The organism is Mesorhizobium sp. M0051 (genome assembly GCF_040323235.1).
GTDB lineage: Bacteria > Pseudomonadota > Alphaproteobacteria > Rhizobiales > Rhizobiaceae > Mesorhizobium.
Window position 1 is genome coordinate 117,243 of record NZ_JAMYUT010000010.1, and the last position, 21,038, is coordinate 138,280.

The 21,038-nt window shown below is 61.5% G+C and carries 20 protein-coding genes and 1 pseudogene; 8 read left to right on the plus strand and 13 right to left on the minus strand.

The features are described 5' to 3' along the window. Positions 1 to 24 precede the first annotated feature (24 nt). Genes trpC through NKJ90_RS12945 form a run of 3 tightly spaced genes read right to left on the minus strand, consistent with a single transcriptional unit; the run spans position 25 to position 3,776 of the window. A complete protein-coding gene (gene trpC, locus NKJ90_RS12935; RefSeq protein ID WP_023759226.1) occupies positions 25 to 873 on the minus strand; it encodes an indole-3-glycerol phosphate synthase TrpC in 849 nt (282 codons plus the stop codon). A 3-nt stretch (positions 874 to 876) separates the two neighbouring features. Next, positions 877 to 1,887, minus strand: coding sequence for an anthranilate phosphoribosyltransferase (gene trpD, locus NKJ90_RS12940; protein WP_023759225.1), 1,011 nt, complete (start codon positions 1,885 to 1,887; stop codon positions 877 to 879). Then, complete coding sequence (locus NKJ90_RS12945; protein ID WP_023759224.1) at positions 1,884 to 3,776, minus strand: SurA N-terminal domain-containing protein; 1,893 nt, start codon at positions 3,774 to 3,776, stop codon at positions 1,884 to 1,886. Before NKJ90_RS12945 ends, trpD begins: the two co-directional genes overlap by 4 nt. A 143-nt stretch (positions 3,777 to 3,919) precedes the next feature. On the opposite strand from NKJ90_RS12945, the gene tpiA reads away from it, so the two are divergent. The 5 genes from tpiA to NKJ90_RS12970 all read left to right on the plus strand — a co-directional run bounded on the left by tpiA (position 3,920) and on the right by NKJ90_RS12970 (position 8,974). Next, entirely contained in the window at positions 3,920 to 4,687 is a 768-nt protein-coding gene (gene tpiA, locus NKJ90_RS12950) for a triose-phosphate isomerase (RefSeq protein ID WP_023759223.1), read from the plus strand. Between the two features lie 170 nt (positions 4,688 to 4,857). Then, positions 4,858 to 5,310: a preprotein translocase subunit SecG gene (gene secG, locus NKJ90_RS12955; protein ID WP_023759222.1), complete on the plus strand. Its 453-nt coding sequence runs from the start codon at positions 4,858 to 4,860 to the stop codon at positions 5,308 to 5,310. Positions 5,311 to 5,519: 209 nt separating this feature from the next. After that, a complete protein-coding gene (locus NKJ90_RS12960; RefSeq protein ID WP_023759221.1) occupies positions 5,520 to 6,635 on the plus strand; it encodes a L,D-transpeptidase in 1,116 nt (371 codons plus the stop codon). Positions 6,636 to 6,771: 136 nt separating this feature from the next. Beyond that, positions 6,772 to 8,409, plus strand: coding sequence for a CTP synthase (gene pyrG / locus NKJ90_RS12965; RefSeq protein ID WP_084025403.1), 1,638 nt, complete (start codon positions 6,772 to 6,774; stop codon positions 8,407 to 8,409). 19 nt (positions 8,410 to 8,428) lie between these two features. Next, positions 8,429 to 8,974: a DUF1697 domain-containing protein gene (locus NKJ90_RS12970; protein ID WP_023759219.1), complete on the plus strand. Its 546-nt coding sequence runs from the start codon at positions 8,429 to 8,431 to the stop codon at positions 8,972 to 8,974. Positions 8,975 to 9,028: 54 nt separating this feature from the next. On the opposite strand, the gene NKJ90_RS12975 is transcribed toward NKJ90_RS12970, so the two are convergent. Further along, the gene (locus NKJ90_RS12975) at positions 9,029 to 10,486 is read right to left on the minus strand and encodes an NCS1 family nucleobase:cation symporter-1 (protein ID WP_023759218.1); all 1,458 of its coding nucleotides are present in this window, start codon (positions 10,484 to 10,486) and stop codon (positions 9,029 to 9,031) included. A gap of 289 nt (positions 10,487 to 10,775) precedes the next feature. Between NKJ90_RS12975 and NKJ90_RS12980 the strand changes: the two genes are divergently transcribed. Further along, positions 10,776 to 11,078, plus strand: a complete 303-nt coding sequence (locus NKJ90_RS12980; protein WP_023759217.1) for a DUF982 domain-containing protein — start codon at positions 10,776 to 10,778, stop codon at positions 11,076 to 11,078. A 92-nt stretch (positions 11,079 to 11,170) separates the two neighbouring features. On the opposite strand, the gene NKJ90_RS12985 is transcribed toward NKJ90_RS12980, so the two are convergent. Continuing rightward, entirely contained in the window at positions 11,171 to 11,617 is a 447-nt protein-coding gene (locus NKJ90_RS12985; protein WP_023759216.1) for a pyridoxamine 5'-phosphate oxidase family protein, read from the minus strand. A gap of 179 nt (positions 11,618 to 11,796) precedes the next feature. On the opposite strand from NKJ90_RS12985, the gene NKJ90_RS12990 reads away from it, so the two are divergent. Beyond that, complete coding sequence (locus tag NKJ90_RS12990; RefSeq protein WP_023759215.1) at positions 11,797 to 12,021, plus strand: hypothetical protein; 225 nt, start codon at positions 11,797 to 11,799, stop codon at positions 12,019 to 12,021. On the opposite strand, the gene fixJ is transcribed toward NKJ90_RS12990, so the two are convergent. Next, complete coding sequence (gene fixJ, locus NKJ90_RS12995) at positions 12,018 to 12,632, minus strand: response regulator FixJ (protein ID WP_023759214.1); 615 nt, start codon at positions 12,630 to 12,632, stop codon at positions 12,018 to 12,020. The genes NKJ90_RS12990 and fixJ overlap by 4 nt on opposite strands. Beyond that, positions 12,622 to 14,175 (minus strand): PAS domain-containing sensor histidine kinase, encoded by a 1,554-nt coding sequence (locus NKJ90_RS13000; RefSeq protein ID WP_023759213.1) that lies wholly within the window; start codon positions 14,173 to 14,175, stop codon positions 12,622 to 12,624. Before NKJ90_RS13000 ends, fixJ begins: the two co-directional genes overlap by 11 nt. A gap of 169 nt (positions 14,176 to 14,344) precedes the next feature. Between NKJ90_RS13000 and NKJ90_RS13005 the strand changes: the two genes are divergently transcribed. After that, positions 14,345 to 14,614, plus strand: coding sequence for a DUF6455 family protein (locus NKJ90_RS13005; protein WP_023759211.1), 270 nt, complete (start codon positions 14,345 to 14,347; stop codon positions 14,612 to 14,614). A gap of 67 nt (positions 14,615 to 14,681) precedes the next feature. Here NKJ90_RS13005 and NKJ90_RS33500 read toward each other — a convergent pair. The 6 genes and pseudogenes from NKJ90_RS33500 to ccoP form a co-directional block, all read right to left on the minus strand. Continuing rightward, positions 14,682 to 15,355, minus strand: a pseudogene (locus NKJ90_RS33500) (CBS domain-containing protein). A 105-nt stretch (positions 15,356 to 15,460) separates the two neighbouring features. Continuing rightward, a complete protein-coding gene (gene ccoS, locus NKJ90_RS13020) occupies positions 15,461 to 15,616 on the minus strand; it encodes a cbb3-type cytochrome oxidase assembly protein CcoS (RefSeq protein ID WP_023759210.1) in 156 nt (51 codons plus the stop codon). Next, positions 15,613 to 17,904 carry a cation-translocating P-type ATPase gene (locus tag NKJ90_RS13025; protein WP_023759209.1) on the minus strand — a complete coding sequence of 764 codons (2,292 nt, stop codon included), beginning with the start codon at positions 17,902 to 17,904 and terminating at the stop codon, positions 15,613 to 15,615. The genes ccoS and NKJ90_RS13025 overlap by 4 nt, the downstream gene beginning before the upstream one ends. After that, positions 17,901 to 18,398: a FixH family protein gene (locus tag NKJ90_RS13030; protein WP_023759208.1), complete on the minus strand. Its 498-nt coding sequence runs from the start codon at positions 18,396 to 18,398 to the stop codon at positions 17,901 to 17,903. Before NKJ90_RS13030 ends, NKJ90_RS13025 begins: the two co-directional genes overlap by 4 nt. Next, entirely contained in the window at positions 18,395 to 19,954 is a 1,560-nt protein-coding gene (ccoG, locus tag NKJ90_RS13035; RefSeq protein WP_352486135.1) for a cytochrome c oxidase accessory protein CcoG, read from the minus strand. Before ccoG ends, NKJ90_RS13030 begins: the two co-directional genes overlap by 4 nt. Positions 19,955 to 20,172: 218 nt before the next feature. Continuing rightward, positions 20,173 to 21,036, minus strand: coding sequence for a cytochrome-c oxidase, cbb3-type subunit III (gene ccoP, locus NKJ90_RS13040; RefSeq protein WP_023759206.1), 864 nt, complete (start codon positions 21,034 to 21,036; stop codon positions 20,173 to 20,175). Positions 21,037 to 21,038: the final 2 nt, after the last annotated feature.

The following is a 21,038-nucleotide window of genomic DNA, read 5'->3' on the forward strand; positions in this document are numbered from 1 at the left end:
AAAGTACGCTCTATCATTTTGAATCTATGCATCGTGCTCTCCGAAAATCGATTCCGATTTTCGGGCCGATGCATCTGGCGCCTTGCCCGTCAGAAGCAGGCGTGTCGCCGTGACGACGTCCTGTTGCCGCATCAGGCTCTCGCCGACCAGAAAGGTGCCGATGTCGCTCTTTCGAAGCCTGAGGCAATCGTCATGCGAGAAAATTCCGCTCTCGCTGACCAGCAAGCGGTCCGCCGGCACCATCGTCGCCAGCCGCACTGAGGTCTCGAGGCTAGTCTCGAACGTGCGCAGATTGCGGTTGTTGATGCCGATCAGCCGCGACGACAGCTTTAGCGCGCGCTGCGTCTCGGCCTCGTCATGCACTTCGACCAGTGCATCCATGCCAAGTTCGAACGCCGTGGATTCGAGGTCGCTGGCCAGGGTGTCGTCGACGCTGGCCATGATGATGAGGATGGCGTCCGCACCCCAGGCGCGGGCTTCGTAGACCTGATACGGGTCGAATAGGAAATCCTTGCGCAGCGCGGGCAGGGCGACGGCGGCTCGCGCCCTGGTGAGAAATTCAGGCGCACCCTGGAACGACGGCGCATCGGTCAGCACCGAAAGACAGGCAGCGCCGCCTTTCGCATAGGCCTGTGCCAGCGCTGGCGGGTCGAAATCGGCGCGGATCAGGCCCTTGGATGGGCTCGCTTTCTTGATCTCGGCGATCAGCGCAAAAGCGCCGGATTTGCGCTTCGCTTCGAGCGCGGCAAGAAAGCCGCGCGGTGCATCGGCATCCTTCGCGCGCGCCTTGATTTCGGCGAGCGGCACATGTGCCTTTGCCGCTGCGATCTCGTCGCGCTTGTAGGCCTCGATCTTGCGAAGAATGTCAGACACGTTCTATCCGTTCGAAATCTCGACCAGCCTGTCGAGCACTTGCAGCGCCCGGCCGCTGTCGATGGCTTGCGCCGCCGTCGCGATGCCGTCGCCAAGCGTCGTCACTTTGCCTGCCACGACCAGTCCGGCGCCGGCATTGATCAGCACGGTGTCGCGATAAGCGCCGGCAGCGCCACCCAGCATATCGCGCAATGCCTTGGCGTTGTAGTCCGCGTCGCCACCGCGCAACTCATCCTTGGTATGGCGCGCCAACCCGACCGCTTCAGGGGTTAGCGTGAAGCTGCGGATCTCGCCGCCGATCAGTTCGGCGACCTGCGTCTCGCCGGTGGTGGTGATCTCGTCATAGCCGTCGCCATGGGCAACCCAGACATGCTCGGCGCCCAGCGCCTTCAGCGTCTCGGCTACCGGCAGGATCCATTCCGGCAGGAACACGCCGACCATCTGCCGCTTGACGCCGGCCGGATTAGAGAGGGGCCCCAGCAGGTTGAAGATGGTGCGGGTGCCGAGCTCGACGCGGGTCGGGCCGACATGCTTCATCGCCGGATGGTGCGCGGGCGCGAACATGAAGCCGACGCCCGCCTCGTGGATGCAACGGCCGATAAACTCGGGCGGTATGTCGATCTTGACGCCGAGTGCAACCAGCACGTCGGCGGCTCCTGTCAGCGACGACAGGCCGCGATTGCCATGCTTGGCAACCGGCACACCGCTTCCGGCAATGACAAAGGCCGATGCCGTCGAAATGTTGACGCTGTGGGAATTGTCGCCACCCGTGCCGGCGATATCGATGGCGCCGTCAGGCGCTTCGACGCGCAACATTTTGGCCCGCATGGTGGCGACGGCGCCGGAAATCTCGCTCACCGTTTCGCCGCGCACGCGCAGCGCCATCAGGAAGCCGCCTATCTGGCCGGGCGTGGCGTCACCCGACATGATGATGTCGAAGGCCTCGCGCGCCTCCTCGAAGGAAAGCGCGCTTCCGGTCGCGACCTTGGCGATATAAGTTTTCAGCGCGCTCATCTTGTCGAGGCTTGGGCGACTGCGGCCTGGTCGACGCGAACGTCGTACTGCGTCTGCAACTGCGCCACCAACTGGTCGAGCAGGTCGTCAGACATGCCGGAAGTGAAGGACTTCTGCGCATCGTCTGGCACCGAGCTGGCATCGGCCCCTGCAGGCTCGAACACTTCGGCGACCTTGTACAGGATCTGCCCGTCTCCGGTAGGCGAGGGGATCAGGCCGGTGCCGCCTTCGCCGACTCCGAACATCGCCGCGGCGCCCTCCTTGCCGAAATCGACATCGTCGGCCTCACGTTTGACGCCGCGCTTGGTCTGCTTTTCCAACTTCAGTTCGCCCGCGATGACGTCGAGCGTGGTGCTAGCCTTGAGCCGCTTTTCAAGCTCATCTGCCTTGGCGGCCAACCGCTTGGTTGTCTCCGCCGCCGTCCAGTCGGCGACGACTTTCTGACGAACCTCGTCCAACGTGCGGTCCCGAGCCGGCGTGACCGAAGCCAGTTCATAAAAGACAAAGCCGTTGTCGGCGGTGGTCAAAGCGTCATTCTCCGTACCGGGCTCGGCATCGAAGACAGCCTTGATCAGCTCTGGCGATTGCGGCAGGTCCTTGACGATGCTTCCGTCGGGCCGCAGCCCGCTGCGGTCGATGGCATCGATGGTGACGACCTTCAGCTTCAGCTTGGCGGCGGCATCGGCAAGCGAACCGCCGGCGGCGCGGGTGTCTTCGTAATTGTCACGCACGTCGAGGAGGATGCGGCTTGCCTCGCCCAGCGCCAGGTCCTTGCGGATCTGGTCGGACACTTCTGCCAGTGGCTTCACCACCTCGGGTTTGATCTCGGTGACGCGCAGCAACACCGGACCAAAGGCGCCTTGCACGACTTGGCTGACTTCATTGGTATTGAGCGCGAAGGCCGCATCGGCGACGGCCTTGTCGGCGATCTTGTCCTTGGCCAACGTGCCGAGCAGCGTGTCGGCCGGGGTTTTGCCTTCCGCCGTGACGAGCTTGTCGAACGTCACACCGGTCTTAAGCGAATCGAGCGCGGCCTTGGCCGCATCAGGCGTCTTGAACACAAGCTGCTCGATGGTGCGCATTTCCGGCGTGGTGTAGCGCGCCTTGTTCTTGTTGTAATCGTCTCTGACCTGTTGGTCGGTGACGGCGGTCGTATCCATGATGTCGACCGGTTCAAGCCTGACATAGGAGAATTTGCGGTATTCGGGCGCCGCATACTTCTTCTTGTTCGCCTCGAAATAGGCGGAAAGCACGCTGTCGGACGGCGCCTCGATCGGCTCGACCAGTGCTTTGGGCAGCGTCAGATAGTCGATCGTGCGGTCTTCGCCGCGATACAGCGCGACGGCCTTGAAGAAGGTGTCCGGGGCTTTCAGACCATCCGAGACCGCTTCGACGATCTGCTGGCGAACCGCCACCTGGGCACGGTTCTTCAGATAGTCCTCCGGCCGCATGCCAATCTGCCGCAGCATATATTCGAAGGTTCTGCGGTCGAACTGGCCGCCCGGGCCCTTGAAGGCCGGATCTTCGCGCGTCAGTTCGGCCAGCCGGTCCTTGGAGAGGCCGAGGCCAAGCTTGCGGGCCTGTTCGTCGAGAACGGCGCCCGAGACGAGCTGGGCAAGAACCTGGTTATCGACGCCGAGCGCCTTTGCCTGTTCGTGGCTGAGACGCTGGCCAAACTGTTGCGACATGACCGCAAGCTGGCGATCATAAGCGAGCCGGTATTCCTTGATCGACACCTTGGTGCCGCCAGCGGTTATGACCGAATCATGGCCGGCGAAACCGCCCATCAGCCGTCCAGAAATGCCCCAGGCGGCGAAACTGACCACCAACAGCGAAAGCAGCGTCTTCGCGACCCAGGTACCTGCCGCGCTTCTCAATACACCAAGCATCGTTACTTCCGATTTATGCGCAATTTCGCATGCGCCGAGTCTGAACCAAGCGCAATAGCGCCCTTCCGGTCCACTGTCGATTGCTTTGTGGGCTGATTTTGGTAGTGAGGGCCAGAGCCCGATATCGCCCGGAGAAGCAAACCATGACGCCAGGAATTCGCCCGCTTGTCGCCGGCAACTGGAAAATGAACGGCACCAGTGCCTCGCTCAACGAACTCAGGATGATCGGCAACGGTTTCCTGAGTGGGCTCGATGCGGAGACCGAAGCGCTGGTCTGCGTTCCCGCGACATTGCTAGCCCATGCCGCGGAGATCTTGTCGCGCACGCCGGTGCATGCCGGCGGTGAAGATTGCCACAGCAGGGAGAGCGGCGCCTACACCGGCTGCATTTCGGCGGAAATGCTCAAGGATGCGGGCGCCAGCCATGTCATCGTCGGCCATTCCGAGTGCCGTGAGCAGCGCGGCGAGGATGACGCGACGGTACAAGCCAAGGCCTCCGCCGCCTGGCGTGCCGGGCTCGTGGCCATCATCTGCATTGGCGAGACCCAGCAGCAGCGTGAAGCGGGCGCGACTCTCGACGTGCTGTCGCGTCAGGTCGACGGATCGGTGCCGCCAAGCGCCACCCCGTCCAACACCATCATTGCTTATGAGCCCGTATGGGCGATCGGTACCGGCCTGACGCCGACCGCGGCCGATGTGGCCGAAGCACACGCACATATCCGCGAAAAGCTGGCGGAAAAACTCGGCGGCGTTGCGGCAAAGGTGCGCATCCTCTATGGCGGCTCGGTCAAGCCCTCAAATGCAGTCGAACTGCTCGGCGTCAGGAATGTCGACGGCGCGCTGGTCGGTGGCGCCAGCCTGAAGGCCGCGGATTTTCTTGCCATCGCCGAGGCTTATCGCAACATCGCTTGAACATGTTCGCCGCGCCGGACGGGGCTCCCGGCGCTGGAAATCGTTGCAAAGAAGGCGTTGCTTCCCATATTCCGGCCACGGGCTTGGAAATGCCATCAAAGCATTGTATTGAGCCGCCTCCAATTCACCGGTCGTGTCCGCGACCGGGCAAGGCTTTGCCAGGATAAACTATGGAAACCGTACTGATCGTCATCCATCTCATGGTCGTGCTCGCCCTCGTCGGGGTGGTGCTGCTGCAGCGTTCCGAAGGCGGCGGCCTTGGCATCGGTGGCGGATCCGGCTTCATGACCGCGCGCGGTGCCGCCAATGCGCTGACGCGTGCGACGGCGATCCTGGCGGCGGCCTTCTTTGCCACGTCGCTGACACTGTCGATCGTCGCCCGCTATGGCGAGAAGCCGATCGACATCCTCGACCGCGTGCCCGCGACATCGGATGGTGCCGGCAAGGGTGTCCTCAACCAATTGCCAGGCACGACCACACCGGCGCCCGCCGGCAACGCCACGCCGACGCCGCCGTCCGGCAACGACGCCGCAGCTCCGGCGGGCACGGCGCCTGCCGCCGGCTCGAAACCGTCTTCGACCAATGGCACCGCTCCGGCGGCCCCGCAGGTTCCGAACCAGTAATCTCCAGGCTCTGCAGCCGCGGCCTGTTGTCGATTGAACACAGTCGCGGCAAATGCAGCACAATCACGAAGATTCGACGTGGTGAGGCGCGGCCTCGCGCTTGAGGCGTTCGCGTTTATTCGACTATAGATTGCGCGCGGCATTTCCGGCGCCTTGGGGGCGCTGGGCGACGCCGTGGGCAACAAGCATAGAACGATCGGATCTTCGCCATGCAGCTTCGCAGCTTCATTTTCCTGGGACTTTGCGCCGCACTCGGCATGAGTTCCCCAGCCTTCGCCGGCGCGCCGGCAAATATGGCCGCACCTTCCGTTGAGAAAACCGGCGCCATCAATGTCGCCGTCAAGAGTGACGCGTCGCAGTTGAAGCTTCTCAAGAAGAAGAAAAATCCGACGCCGGACGATCTCGCCCAGATCAAGAAGATCGAGGCCAAGATCGTTGCCGACAAGGAAGCCGCCAAAGCCAAGGCTCTCGAAGCCAGGAAGCTGGCGATGCGCGAGGCGGCCAAGGCCAGGGCCGACGCTGAACGGCAGGCGTTCCTGGCCAAGAAGGGCAAGAGCGCGCCGGCTACCGAAGTGGCTGACGCCAAGCCGGCCAAGACGCAGGCTGTAAAGATCATCGAACCGATCGCGCCGATCCAGTCGGCCGAGTCGCTCCCGGCTGAGGCGATGAATGTCGCCTTGACCGGCAACAATGGCGAGCTGCGCAGCGAGGTCGTCGGCCAGAAGCGGCCAAGCGGCGGCGGTCTGTTCGCCGGTCTTTTCGGCGGTACTTCATCCGGCTCGTCGGTGAGCTATCTTCCCGAGACGCGGGCTCTCGATCAGGCTCTCGCCAAGAAGGAAGCCAAGAAGCAGTTCAAGGTGAAGCCGGAATTCGTGCCGCAGGACGTGGAATTCACCGGCTATGACGCCGGCACCATCGTCATCGACACCAGCGCGCGGCGGCTCTACCTCGTCGAATCATCTTCGACCGCTCGCCGCTACGCCATTGCGGTCGGCCGCGAAGGCCTGCAGTACAAAGGCACGGTGGCGGTCGGCGACAAGCAGGAATGGCCGCGCTGGATCCCGACGCTGGACATGCAGAAGCGCGAGCCGAAGCATTACGGCCAGTACAAGGACGGCATGCCGGGCGGTGGCCAAAACCCGCTCGGTGCCCGCGCCATCTATCTCTATGACGGCAAGAAGGACACGCATCTGCGCATCCACGGCACCATCGCGCCGCAGTCGATCGGAACCAGCGCCTCGAATGGCTGCTTCCGCATGATCAACGAGCACGTGATGGACCTCTACAGCCGCGTCAGGGTAGGCACCAAGGTCGTCATCATCTGACGTTTTCGTCATCCTGCCAAAGGGCCGGCTCAGCCGGCCCTTTTCTTTTGCCTTGCCTATGGTCCAAGCGCCTTCTTGGGAAAAAACCTTCGCGGTGGTTTTTTCTCTGGCGGAATCAATCCGGCCGCGTTAAGCGATGACTCCCATGGCGCGATATGTATTCATCACAGGCGGCGTGGTTTCCTCACTTGGAAAAGGCATTGCCGCAGCGGCCCTTGGGGCTCTCTTGCAGGCGCGAGGCTATCGCGCACGCATCAAAAAACTCGATCCCTACCTCAATGTCGATCCGGGCACGATGTCGCCGTACCAGCATGGCGAGGTTTTCGTTACCGATGATGGCGCCGAGACCGATCTCGATCTCGGCCATTACGAGCGCTTCACGGGGCGTTCCGCCAATCAGCAGGACAACATCACCACCGGCCGCATCTACAAGAACATCATTGAGCGCGAGCGCCGCGGCGATTATCTCGGCGCCACCGTGCAGGTCATCCCGCACGTTACCGACGAGATCAAGAATTTCGTCCTCAATGGCAATGACGACTATGATTTCGTGTTGTGCGAGATAGGTGGCACAGTCGGCGACATCGAGGCGATGCCATTTCTGGAAGCTATACGCCAGCTCGGCAACGACCTGCCGCGCAACAATGCCGTCTACGTTCATCTGACGCTGATGCCCTACATCCCGACGGCCGGTGAGCTGAAGACCAAGCCGACCCAGCATTCGGTCAAGGAACTGCGCGGCATCGGCATCGCGCCCGACATCCTTCTGGTCCGCGCCGACCGCGCCATTCCCAAGGAAGAGCGCAGAAAACTGTCGCTGTTTTGTAATGTGCGCGAGAGTGCGGTGATCCAGGCGCTCGACGTGCCGCATATCTACGACGTGCCAATGGCCTACCACAAGGAAGGGCTCGATTCGGAAGTGTTGGCCGCCTTCGGCATCGATCCGGCGCCGAAGCCGCGCATGGAGCCGTGGCAAGCGGTGTCCAACCGCATCCACAATCCGGAAGGCGAAGTCACCATTGCCGTGGTCGGCAAATATACCGGGCTCAAGGATGCCTACAAATCGCTGATCGAGGCGCTGTCGCATGGCGGCCTGGCCAACCACGTCAAGGTCAAGCTCGACTGGATCGAATCGGAGATCTTCGAAAAGGAGGATCCGACGCCTTGGCTGGAAAAGGTTCATGGCATCCTGGTTCCCGGTGGCTTTGGCGAACGCGGTGCTGAAGGGAAGATCCTGGCGGCGAAGTTCGCGCGTGAGCGAAAAGTGCCGTATTTCGGCATCTGCTTCGGCATGCAGATGGCCTGCATCGAGGCAGCGCGGTCGCTGGCCGGTGTCGAGCATGCGTCATCGACCGAGTTTGGCCCGACCAAGGAGCCGGTCGTCGGCCTGATGACCGAATGGCTGAAAGGCAACATGCTGGAGAAGCGCCGCGAGACCGGTGACCTCGGCGGCACGATGCGGCTCGGAGCCTATCAGGCAGAGCTCGCCAAGGGCTCGAAGATCGCCGAGATCTATGGCGACACACAGATTTCCGAGCGCCACCGCCACCGCTACGAGGTCAATGTCGACTACAAGGAGCGGCTCGAGGATTGCGGCCTGGTCTTCGCCGGCATGTCGCCCGACGGCGTGCTGCCGGAAACGGTCGAGTACCCCGATCATCCGTGGTTCATCGGCGTGCAGTATCACCCGGAACTGAAAAGCCGGCCGCTCGACCCGCATCCGCTGTTCGCCAGTTTCATCGAGGCGGCGGTGGAGCAGAGCCGGCTGGTGTAGTTGCACAGGCCGGCAGATGATGCGGACTTATGTCGCGCTGCTCTACAGCATCATTCTGGGTGAGGGGCGACGGGTCGTCATGGCCGACCTCAAGGCGATGGCCGAAGAACTCGGGCTGAAGAACCCGCGCACGCTGGTAGCGACCGGCAACCTGGTCTTCGAGGCGCCGGCAACGAACGTCGCCGATCTGGAACAACGGCTGGAAGCTGCCTTCGAAAAAACCTTCGGCCGCCATGTCGACATCATCGTGCGTTGTGCCGAGGACTGGCTGAAGCTTGCCGCCGGCAATCCGTTCCCGGACGAATCTGCCAAGGCAGGCGACCAGGTGGCCGTAAGGGTGATGCGCAAGCCTGCACCCAAAGGTGCCGAAGCGGCGCTCCAAGCCTATGCCGCCAAGGACGAGAAGGTGTTTTCGGTCGGCGGTGACATCTGGGTCCTCTTTTCTCGCGAGAGGCCAAGCTCGCGGCTGCTTGCGGCGACCAGCCACAAGCGCCTGGGTGTCGGCACCTCGCGCAACTGGAACACGGTGCGCAAACTGGCCGAGATGGTAGGCGGTAGGCAGTAGGCAGTAGGCAAGCGGTTCTCTACGCGCTAGCACCTACTGCCTACTGCCTCATTTTCAAGCCTTTGCCGTCTTGGCGCCAGCGCCCAAAGCGGCGGTGCGCAGCACGTAGTAGATGATGCCGGCGATCGCCACGCCGAAGAACCAGCCATAGACGCCCCACCACGACGGCAGCCAGTTGGTGAAGTTCGGCAGGATCGACGAGAAGATGGCACCGATACCGGCGGCGATGAAGGCATTGACATGCCAGCCGCCCTGGAATCGGAACTCGCCGTCCTCGCGATAGAGTGCCTCGACATCGACCTCACCCTTCCGGATCAGATAGTAGTCGACCATCATCACGCCGAAGATCGGCCCCATCGTCGCGCCAATGACGTTGACAAAGGAAGCGGCACTGCCTTCCCACGGTGCGAAGGGATAGAGCACGAGCGCGATGACGGCCGCGATATAGCCGCCCTTTTTGAAGTCGATCTGCCTGGGAAAGACGTTGGAGAAGTCGAAGGCCGGCGAGACGAAGTTTGCCACCACGTTGATGCCGAGGGTTGCCACGGCAAAGGTCAAGGCCGCGAGCGCTGCCAGGAACCAGCTGTCGAACTTCGCCGAGATCTGGTCGGGATGCAGCAGCACTTCGCCATAGACGTCAAAGGCGGCAATGGTGGTGACACCGGCGACCAGGGAAAACAGGATCAGGTTGATCGGCAGGCCCCAGATGTTGCCCTTGCGCAGCGATGCCTTGTCCGGCGCGTAACGGGCGAAATCGCAGAAATTGAGATAGAGCGCGGAAAAGTAGGTGACCCAGATCGCCGCCACCGCAAACAGCGACGTCCATGTTCCTGGCGTGCCCGGTACGCCCGCGTCCTTGGTCTTGTCCAGCAGCACGTCCATAGGGATATCGCTGGTGAAGGCAAATCTCCCGGATTTGACGCAGAGGTAGATCGCCAGGATCAGCATCATCACCCACACTGCCGGTCCTGCCCAATCCTGGAAGCGGCGCACCGTTTCCATGCCGTTCTGGATGATCAGCAATTGCAGCGCCCAGATGACCACGAAGCAGATCACCTCCAGGCCGGTATGGCCGAGGAAATGCGTGTTGGCGTTGAAATCGGCAAACCATTGCGAGCGGATCAAAAGTGCCACGATCGCGCCTGAGGCGGCGGCGGTCTGTGCGCCATACCAGAAGCAGGCGACGACGGCGCGCACCAGCGCCGGTATGTTGGCGCCCCAGATGCCGAAAGAGGCGCGCGCAAGCACGGGGTAGGGCACGCCTGTCTTCACGCCGGCGTAGCCGACCATGTTCATCAGCGCGTAGATGATCAGTGAACCGATGCCGATGGCGATGAGGAAATTGACGAACCCGCCACAGAACAGAAAAAGGCTGGCGGCGAGATAGTAGCCCCAGAGGCTGTGAACGTCCGACGTCCAGACGTTGAAGATCGAGAATGGTCCCCAGTTTCGAGTTTTGGCTGGCGCCAGGTCCTCGTTGTACAGATCAGGTGAAGCACCCTGTATTGTCATTGCAATGGTCCCCTTTTGCAGCACGCGCCCTCACGCGTTGGCGGTGCAGGGTAAGCCTGACGCAGGGGAACCGACAAGCAATCTATTTGTCGGCTTTGGCCTTAAAGATATTCAATGAGAACTGCGATTATCGACGGCACTCCATGGTGGGCCGCCTCTGGATCTGCCGGGCCGATGATTCGAAATTCCGATCTCCTAAAAAGAAATCTCGGATTGCGTGGAACCGGCTGTCGAATGGCGCGTTTCATTGGGTTCGATTGAGCGCATCGCGATCGACGGGGAGGAAACGATGAACGACCTGCATTTCATTTCGCCCGTGCGGATCTCGCGCGGGCAGGGGCATCCTACTGAAGAAATTGATAGTGTTGCCGAGGCCATGGCGTTCTTGCGGAAATGGCCGACGGGACGGCGCGGTCCGGTTTATCAGTGCGCGCTGAATTGCTGCTCGGCCGCCCTGTCGGGCCAGATGACGGCCGAGGAAGCTCGGAAAGCGTTCACAGGCTTTGCCCGCATAACACGTCTTCTCGATGATGACATGGCATTGCCGGCGGCCGGCGAGGACAAGGCAAGCGTGCACGCGCTGCGGCGGTAGGTGGCTCGCATCATCATCCTTACGGGGAAGTACCTACGACAACGGGTTCCGTCGGCCCAGCCGTCCCATCTGTGGTCGGGGTGGTCGTTCAGCTATTCACTTGCCTCGCGACCCGACACCTGCTCGACCAGGATGCGAAAAAACACATGTGGGCTGCTGTCCGACACAGGAGGCACGACCGGCTTGAGCGCACCAGGCTCCCACCAGTCGGCGTGTTTGCTCAGCACTGACCATGCATGGTCGCGCTCGATCTTGTGGCCAACCCGGTCCGGCAATTCCTCATAGCGGCCATCGACTACGACGCTTCTCCATCCACGCCCTTTGCCGCGCTCGTCGACCTGGACGGATACCAGCGGATTGCCTCGCATCCATTCGATCTTCTTGCCCGGCATTGAAAATGCGTAGAGGTGATTATCCGCATGTGCGTAGTAGAGAGGCACGACGTAAGGCTGCCCGTTCTTTGAGCATGCTAGCCGTCCGACCCGATTGGCAGTCAGCAATCTCGTACTTTCCAGGGCGGAAAGGGTTTGAATCAGCATCGGTGCCGTCTCCTATTTCGCGGCTATCCCAAAGTGTTGTTTGCGCCGCTTTGAACCATCACCATTCGGGTGCTTCCGCCCGGCTCATGGCTGGCAAAGTCCACATTCGCGCATTTGGCAATTGCGGAAAATGATTCAGATCAAGGCGCGGGCTGGGGCTTCTGGAGAATCATCTGGAGATGTGGAAACCGATCCTCACCGCTCCGTTTGGGCGCAACCTCACACTGGCCGTCTTCGACGAGGATGGCGAGCATGCGTTAGTGTTTCCCTGCATGAAGGAGCGGGAAGGCTGGAGGAACGCCGCCACCGGCGCATGGGTAGACATCCGCCCGACACACTGGTGCGATTGGGGGTCTCACGGTGTGCCGGCTCTCGACGACAACTCCTTTGACGATGGTTCCTAGGATTTGGATTCTACGATCAGTGCCATGCGCACGAGGTGCGACAGGCTGCTCGCGCTCATCTTGCTCATGACATTGGCGCGATGGATCTCGACCGTACGTGGGCTGATTCCGAGGTCATAAGCGATCGTCTTGTTTGGTAGACCTGAGACAAGTCCATCGAGCACTTGTCGCTCTCTCTCCGACAGCGTCGATAAACGGCCGTTGATTTCGGTGGATTGTGGGTGCGTCGTATTCGCCTGATTGCGCTTATCCAAAGCGGAACGGATCGCACTTATCAGAATATCGTCGTCGAAAGGTTTTTCGATGAAATCGGACGCCCCCTCCTTCATTGCCTGAACGGCGAGCGCCACATCAGCATGGCCCGTCATCACGATGACCGGAACCAAATGTCCGCGGGTTCGGAGCTGCCGCAGGAACTCGATCCCGTCGATGCCCGGCATGCGCACGTCGGTGACGATGCAACCGTCGGGATTGCCCGTCGCGGTATCCAGAAAAGCTGTCGCCGATTCGTGCAGCCGCACGGCAAAGTCGGCTGTTGCCAGAAGAAAGCCAAGCGATTTGCGCACGTCCACATCGTCGTCAACCACGTGCACCAGATCACTAACCGACATTTGTGACCTCTTCCTTCTCCACAATGCGCAACGTGAACCGGAAAGCGGTTCCTCCGGCCGGCATTGGCTCGGTCCAGATGTGACCTCCGTGCGATTCGACGATGGTACGGCAAATCGAGAGGCCGACGCCCATGCCCTGCTTCTTTGTGGTGACAAATGGCTGGAAAAGCTGTGCGGAGACTTCCGGCGCGAGGCCGGGGCCGGTGTCGATCACGCTTACCTCCGCCATGCCATCGTCCCGGGCGACAGTTGTGACTTTCAACTCGCGGCGCGGCGCGCCTTGCATGGCCTCCACGGCGTTGCGTATCAAGTTTAGCAGCACCTGCTGAATTTGGATGCGATCAGTCAAAACCAGTTCGGCCTCCGGATCAAGCTGGTAGCTGACGAGCACGTCTATTTCCCTCGCGCCCACCAAAGCCAGTGAGGAGGCTTCCTCGATCAGCATCGGCAAGCGTTCGACCTGACGCTCGCTTTCGCCCCTGGCGACGAAATCGCGAAGATGACGAATGACCTCTCCAGCCCGCAAAGCTTGCTCAGCCGCGTTCTCGACGGCCTCTCTCAGCATCGGTGCGTCCACTTCCGTGCTCTTCTCGAGAAGCCGGCGGCTGCCTTTGAGGTAGTTTGTGATCGCCGTGAGCGGCTGGTTTATCTCATGGGCAAGCGTCGAGGCCATTTCGCCGAGCGCGGTGAACCTGGCCATGTGGAGCAGTTCCAGCTGCTGGTCCTGTATTCGCGCTTCCGCCCTGTGGCGCTCGGTCAGGTCTCGGCAGAAGCCGGTAAAGAAGCGCCCGGTTCCAGGATGCATTTCGCCAACGGAAAGCTCCATTGGAAAGGTCGAACCGTCTTTCCGCATTCCGGTGACCGTGCGGCCTAGCCCGATGATCCGGCGCTCGCCGGTCGTCAGATAGCGAAGCAGATAGGCGTCGTGCTCGTCGCGGTAGGGCGACGGCATCAGTATGCTGACGTTTCGCCCAATGGCTTCGCTGGCCTGATAACCGAACAGCGCTTCGGCAGCTGTGCTGAACGATTGAATGCTGCCCAGTTCATCGATAACCACCATTGCATCGGGCACCGTCGCCAGGATCGAACGCAAATGATCTTCGCGCAGCTGAAGGGCTGCATTCGCGAAGGAAAGCTCACTGACATCAGTGCCTTGGACAAAGATGGCCGTGATGCGGCCATCGTCGGCCTTGATCGGCTGGTAGACGAAATCGAGGATACGCTCTTCAAGCGGCTGGTCGTTCCTGTTGCGAAGACCGACCTTGATGCCTTGGCCCCTGTATGGCTCGCCAGTCCTGTAGACATGGTCCAGCTGTTCCAAGAACCCTTGGCCTTCGAGTTCGGGAAGGGCTTCGCGCAGCGATTTCCCAATCACTTGCCTGTCGCCGATGAGCCGTTGATAGGCGGTATTCGTCAGTTCAAAGACATGATCCGGCTCGCGCATGATAGCCATGAAGCCCGGGGCCTGTTCGAACATTTGGGACAAGACCGACTTCAGCATCGTCCCGCCGGCCGACAAAATAGGCGCTTCGTCTTGGCTCACCTGAAATCCTTGGATTCGACACGCCCGCGAGAAAGGCTAACTACCACTTCTCGCCGCGCACGCAAAACGGATCGGGGCCGATGCTTTGGCAGCGGCTCCGCCTGTTGACCGAGATCAATGTCGTCTGCCGCCAGCATGCGATGATCGCAAAGAAGGAGGAGCAACCGACATGAACTTTCTCGACTACCTAGTCTCGGTTGACGCAAGGACCGCGTTGATGGATCGCATGATGCGCAAGCTTGGCGTCGACAGGCAATTGAAAATCGTGTCGGACCATGAAGCCGTCGTCCACCGAGCGGCGGACCGCTGCCGCTCCTGCGGCCACCAGGACGAATGCGCAATTTGGCTCGACGAACACCAGCAAGCCGATGATCCACCCGACTATTGCCGCAACCGGGATTTGATCGCACGTCTGCAACATGCGGCCGGCCAACGCTAGTCGTAGTCTAGTGCTTCGAGCTCTGAGGGCGACCGTCCCTGCCTTCTCAGCTTCTGTGGCCAAATGCCTACGAAACCAGGACGACCGACAGCGGTCCGGCGCAGAAGAGGTTGTCCCTGACGGCCTTGACGCCGGCGACATTTTCGGCGGCGACGATGGCTGCCTGGCGCTCGCGTTCGTCGAAGATGGCGCCGCTCAGTTGCACCGCCCCTGCGTTCACGGTCACGTCGATCATGTCCTTGCCGGTCCATTTCTGCTTCGCAAGTTCGGCAAGGACGTCCTGACGGATTTGTTCGTCGTCTATCGGTGCCGCAACGCGCGCAGCATGTCGGAGCGGGTCACGATGCCGACCACCTTGCCACCGTCGACGACCGGAATGCGTTTGACGTGATGGCGTGTCATGAGCTCGACCGTCCTGGACAGCGATGTGCCAGGTGATACCGTAACGACATCCGCCGTCATCACCTCTTCGATACGCCTTCCGTTGGCTTGAACATATTCGTCGGCGGCCCTTCCTGGGCTGACCAGAGTCTCCAGCCAACGCGGACGCGTGCGTCGCGTGCCCAGTTCTTCCCGGCGCAGAAAATCGCCCTCGCTAACGATCCCCACCAGCGTGCCGTCGCTGCGAATGACAGGCAGGCCGCTGATCCCTTTCGAAAGCATTAACCGTGCCGCATCGGCAATCGAAGCGTCAGGGTCTATTTCGACGACGGGCGTGGTCATTATCGCTTCTGCTCGCATGCCTGCCTCCTCGGATGTTTATCCCTGACTATCCAGATTTATGGGCTGTGCGCTTTGATCTGGGTCACCGGTCCCAGCGGTGTTTGAGCGACCCCGGCGCCCGAGTCAGCCTTGCGGCTTGTCGTCGCCATCGATCAGGATCCGTTCTGCGGCTCCATCGAGATCTTCATATTGACCGCTTCTCAAGGCCCACAGAAAGCCCCCAAGTCCAAGGGCGCCAAGGAAGAGGGCCACGGGTATGAGGTAGGAAAGAGTCGTCATCGGGGTTGTGCCAATTGGCTGCTGATACCGTGGCGCCCGTCCTGTCGAGAGCTTTGCGCCTGTCCGTTCGACACGAAGCCTTGCAGACGCAGCGCATTTCCGATGACAAGCAGCGATGAGGCCGACATGGCGATCGCAGCGATCAGAGGCGTGACGTGTCCCAGAATGGCGATCGGAACGGCGACCGCATTGTATACGATGGCGATCGCGATGTTCTGGCGGATCAGGCTCCCTGCCTTGCGCGAGACGTCCAGCGCGAGAGGCACTGCCGCGAGGCTTTCACGCAGGAATACGAAATCGGCGGCATTGCGGCCGATGTCGGCCGCGGTGGCCGGCGCGATCGACACATGCGCGACGCTCAGTGCAGGCGTGTCGTTGAGGCCGTCGCCAACCATCAGAACCCGCTGTCCCTCTCTTGCCAGGGTCTCGATGCATTCGACCTTGCCGGATGGCAGCAAGCACGGAATGAAGTCGTCGATACCCAGCATTTTCGAGACTTCGCCGCAGGCGGCGGCCGTATCCCCCGACAGCATCCGCACCGACACCCCGGCATCGTTCAATCGCTCGATCGCTGCCCTGGCGTCGGCACGCGGCGCATCCTCGAAATCGAAGGTCGCGACGATGATCCCGTCTTTTGTCAGAACCGTCCCGCCATAGCCGTGTCGGCCTTCGCCGCCGGTGCGGGCTTTCCATCCAGCCCATCCGCGTCGACCCAGCCGCCAGATGTTTCCGGCGGCAGCGGCCTCGATGCCGAATCCCGGGTGCTCGGTGACGGCATCGAATTTGCGCTGCCCGCCAGGCGCGGCAAAGCCGGCTATGGCTCTTGAAAACGGGTGGCGCGAATGCGCTGCCATGTCGGCTGCAATGGCCAGCATGGCCGGATCGATCGACGATGCATTGACGAGCCGGGGCTTTCCGAGCGTGAGCGTTCCGGTCTTGTCGAACACCGCGGCATCGATCGTCGCCAGGCGCTCCATGGCCGAACCGTCCTTGACCATGATGCCGTTCTCGAACAGGCGCCGCGCGGCGACCACCTGAACGATCGGCACGGCGAGGCCGAGCGCGCATGGGCATGTGATGATGAGAACGGCAATGGCGATGGTCATCGCCCGATGCCAGTCGCCAGTCGCCGCCATCCAGCCGAGGAACGTCACGAAGGCGGTAAGATGAACCACCGGGGCATAAAGCGCTGAAACGCGATCGGCGATCCGGCGATAATGTGCCCGGCCGCCCTCGGCAGCTTCCATCATCCGAACCATTTCCGCCAGGAACGAATCCTTCGCGGCGGCTGTCGCCTTGATCGTCAGCGAGCCGGTAAAGTTGAGCACGCCAGCCTGCACGGGTTCGCCTGGCGTTACGCTTCGGGGGTTGCTCTCGCCGGAAACCAGCGAGCAGTCGAGATCCGACGCCCCTTGGATGATCTCGCCGTCGACGGGTATCCTATCGCCTGCCGCGATCAGCAGGAGCATTTCCGGTTCGATCTCGCCAACCGGCAGGTAGTCGCGCGCGCCGTCGGCGCGCAGCACCATGGCCCCACGCGCGGCCAGCTGCGACAGGCCCTTCACGGCGGTGCGGGCGCGCTCCCGCATGACGTGATCCAGCGTCCTGCCGATCAACAGGAAGAACAGCAGCGACACCGACGCGTCGAAATAGGCGTGATCGCCATGGTTGATCGTCTCATAGAGGCTCATTGCGTAAGCGAGCGAGACCCCCACCGCGATCGGCACGTCCATGTTCATGCGACCGTGGCGCAACGCATTCCAGGCCGAGCGGAAGAAGATGCCGCCGGCGAAGGCGAGTGCGGGGATGGCAATCAGCGCTGAGACCCAGTGGAACAGGTCGCGTGTCGCGCCTTCGGCACCGGACCAGACCGAGACCGAAAGCAGCATGATGTTACCCGCCGCGAAGCCCGCAACAGCGACGGCGCGGATAAGCTCCGAGAGCGTCTTGTCCTTTGCATCGATCTCGGTCTCGAACAGGTGAGCTTGATAACCTAGCCTCTCAAGCACGGTGACGAACGGTGGAACCTCGTCCCCGCGCCACCGGACCGAAACCCGCTTCGTTGACAGGTTGACGCGAGCGGCCTCGACGTGATCGAGTTTCCCCAACGCCGTCTCTATGGTCTGGATGCAGGCGCCGCAGTGAACAGTCGGTACGGAAAGGTCGGTCTGACGAAGATCATCGCCAAGAGATCGGCTTGCCAGCCTGATTTCCTGGCTGGATGGCAGGACCGAGGTGGCGCCGACCAGATCCAGCGCCATTTCGGCGCCCGGCGCACAGCAGCTCATTTCAGCGCTCCATGGGAAATCATGATCCTGCGCACGTCGCGAAAAGGTTCCTTCAGGCCGGCATCGGCGTCGACTTCGACGATCCAGACACCATCCTTAGGCGTGTGCAGGGCGGCGAATTCCTGATCCGAGGCGAGGGCGAGCTTGATGGACTCATCCTCTTTTTCGTAAGCGGGATGGCGGAACAGCACCTTGACGCCATGCAAGGGGACCGGCTTGCCGGCGGCGTCGGTGAGGCTGTAGCGGACTTCGCCCCATGCGATGGTCAGCTTGCCGGTCCAGCCGAGGGCTGCCTGCGCGCGCCCTTCCTCGGCCTTCCTGTTGAATTCCTGGCTCGCCACATAGGTGTTTTCGACGACCAGGCCGGTCCAGCTCGTGTTGGCAAGCGTCGCCATCGCCAGATTGACCGCGATGACCACCCCGAAGAAGGCAAGGATAATCGCCAACATGTTCCTGCCGGTGAATTCGCGGGATCTTCGCGTGGTGGCGTTCATCTGGCTTTCTCCGGCGCGTTGAAGGTGGCGGTGTATTCGCTCGACTCGAAACTCGCTTTGTCTTCGACCTGAAGAGTGAAGGTCTGCGCTTCGCCATGGATCTGCTCGGCAGGCAGGCGCACAAAAACCTTCAACATCCTGAGCCGGTCGGGTTCGACCTGGATCGCAAAAGAGCGACCGGCGGGAAGGTCGACACCGACGATGCTCATCTCTGCGCCTGGCAAGCCTGCTATGGTGACGATGACCGTTCTTGGTTCGGGGATCATGTTCAGCAGCTTGACGGTATAGCCATTGCGGATGGAGCCGTCGGACAGCGTCACGAATTGCGGATTGCGATCGTGCAGGACATTGATCTCGAGGCGGTCGCGCGTCAGCAGCGAATAGAGCAGGCCCAGGCCAATCAACGACCACATAGCCATGTAGACGTAGGTGCGCGGGCGAAAGATCTTGCGGATATGGAAATGAGCCACCCTGTCTGAAAACAGGCCGTTGTCTGTTCTGACCAGCGACGGATTGACTGAACCGGAGCCGCCCGCAGTCGCCAACATCATGTTGGCGTTGTAGTCGGAGAGGGTCGCGTAGGAGATCAGCCCACGCTCCTTGCCAAGCTTGTCCATGACACCATCGCAGGCGTCGATGCAGAGCGCACAGGTGATGCATTCGAGCTGCTGGCCATCGCGAATGTCGATCCCCATCGGGCAGACAGCGACGCAGGCATTGCAGTCGACGCAATCCCCGACCGGCTGTCCGGCGGCCTGGACCTTCTTGGCATGACGCGTGCGCGGTTCGCCGCGCCAGTCATTGTAGGTGACGGTGAGCGAACTTTCGTCGAGCATGGCTGCCTGGATGCGCGGCCACGGGCACATATACGTGCAGACCTGCTCGCGCATCAGCCCGCCGAACGTGTAGGTCGTCGCCGTCAGCACGGCGACGGTGGTGTAGGCGACAGGAGCCGCCGTGCAAGTGAAGAGTTCGCCGAGCAGGGTCGGCGCATCGGCGAAATAGAAGATCCAGGCGCCGCCGGTCGCCGCACCTATGATCAGCCAGATGGCGTGTTTCGATACCCGCAGTGCGAGCTTGCGGGGGCTCCAGGAAGCGGCATCGAGCTTGATGCGTGCATTCCGATCGCCCTCGATGGCCCGCTCGACCACCAGAAACAGATCGACCCATACTGTCTGCGGGCATGCGTAGCCGCACCAGGCACGACCGACAGTCGACGTGATCAGGAAAAGACCGACGCCAGCCATGACCAGAAGGCCTGCCACATAGTAGAATTCTTGCGGCCATATCTCGATGAAGAAGAAGTAGAAACGCCTGTTGGCGACATCGAGCAGCACTGCCTGGTCGGGGGCAAACGGGCCACGGTCCCAGCGCAGCCACGGCGTTAGATAATAAATACCAAGCGTGACCGCCATCACCAGCCATTTGAACTGGCGAAAATTCCCCGTGGCCCGCTTCGGAAATATCTTCTTGCGCGCGGCATACATCGGCTGTCGCACTTTGGCGGAGTTGACCGCCTCCGCTTCGAGCCGTTCTACCTGCGTATTGTCCAGCACTGGTTTCTCCCGTCGCGCGGCTCGTGATTTCGCCGGGCAACTGTCCTGACTGGGCGCAGGCAGATGCGCGAAATACATCGTCGACCGTATTGTGCCGCCCACCGGATTGCGCCGCGTTGATGCAGGTCAATCGCCGGGGCAGACGAAAACAAATCGAGGCCCGGCAGAGCCGGGCCTCGTCGCTTGGGCGGTGAGGGCCGGAGAATAGACCCCCGTTCCTATTCTCCACCGCCGAGCGAATGCACGTAGACCGCCAGTTCCTTGACCCTGGTTTCGCCCAGGCGCGCGCCCCAGGCCGGCATCACGCCTTGTTTCGGCGTTGTGACCTGGGCGGCGATGGCCGCTTCGCCCGATCCGTAGAGCCAGATGGCATCGGTCAGATCCGGGGCGCCGAGCTCCTTGTTGCCCTTTGCATTGTCACCGTGACAGGCCACGCAGTTTTCCGCAAAAACCTTGGCGCCAGGCGCCAACATCGATTGATCGCCAACGGTTTCGGACAGGCTGGCCACATAGGCGCTGACCTGTTTGATCTGGTCGGCGGTGATGATGTCGCCAAAGGCCGGCATTTCCGAAAGGCGCGTATCCGGATCGGAAGCGAAGCGGATGCCATGCGTGACCGTCTGTTGGATCTGATCCGCCTTACCGCCCCACAGCCAGTCGTCGTCATTGAGGTTGGGGAAGCCCTTGGAGCCCTGGGCGCCGGAACCATGGCACTGGACGCAATTGACCCTGAACGCGGCGCCACCTGCGGCGACGGCGAATTCGCGTAGCGTATCGTCTGCCGCGATCTCCGAAACACTCTTCGATTCTATCGCGGCGACATATTTTCCCTTCGCCGCGTCAGCCGCCGACAGCTCGTTCTTGACTTCGTTGCGGCTCGAATAGCCGAGAACGCCCTTCGTTGCCGAATGCAGCAAAGGCCATGCCGGATAGGCGACGGTGTATCCAATCGCCCAGACAATCGTGATGTAGAACGTTATCACCCACCAGCGCGGAAGCGGGTTGTTCAACTCACGGATGCCATCCCATTCGTGGCCGGTGGTCGAAACGCCAGAGATTTCATCGATGTGCTCGTCGCTCATGA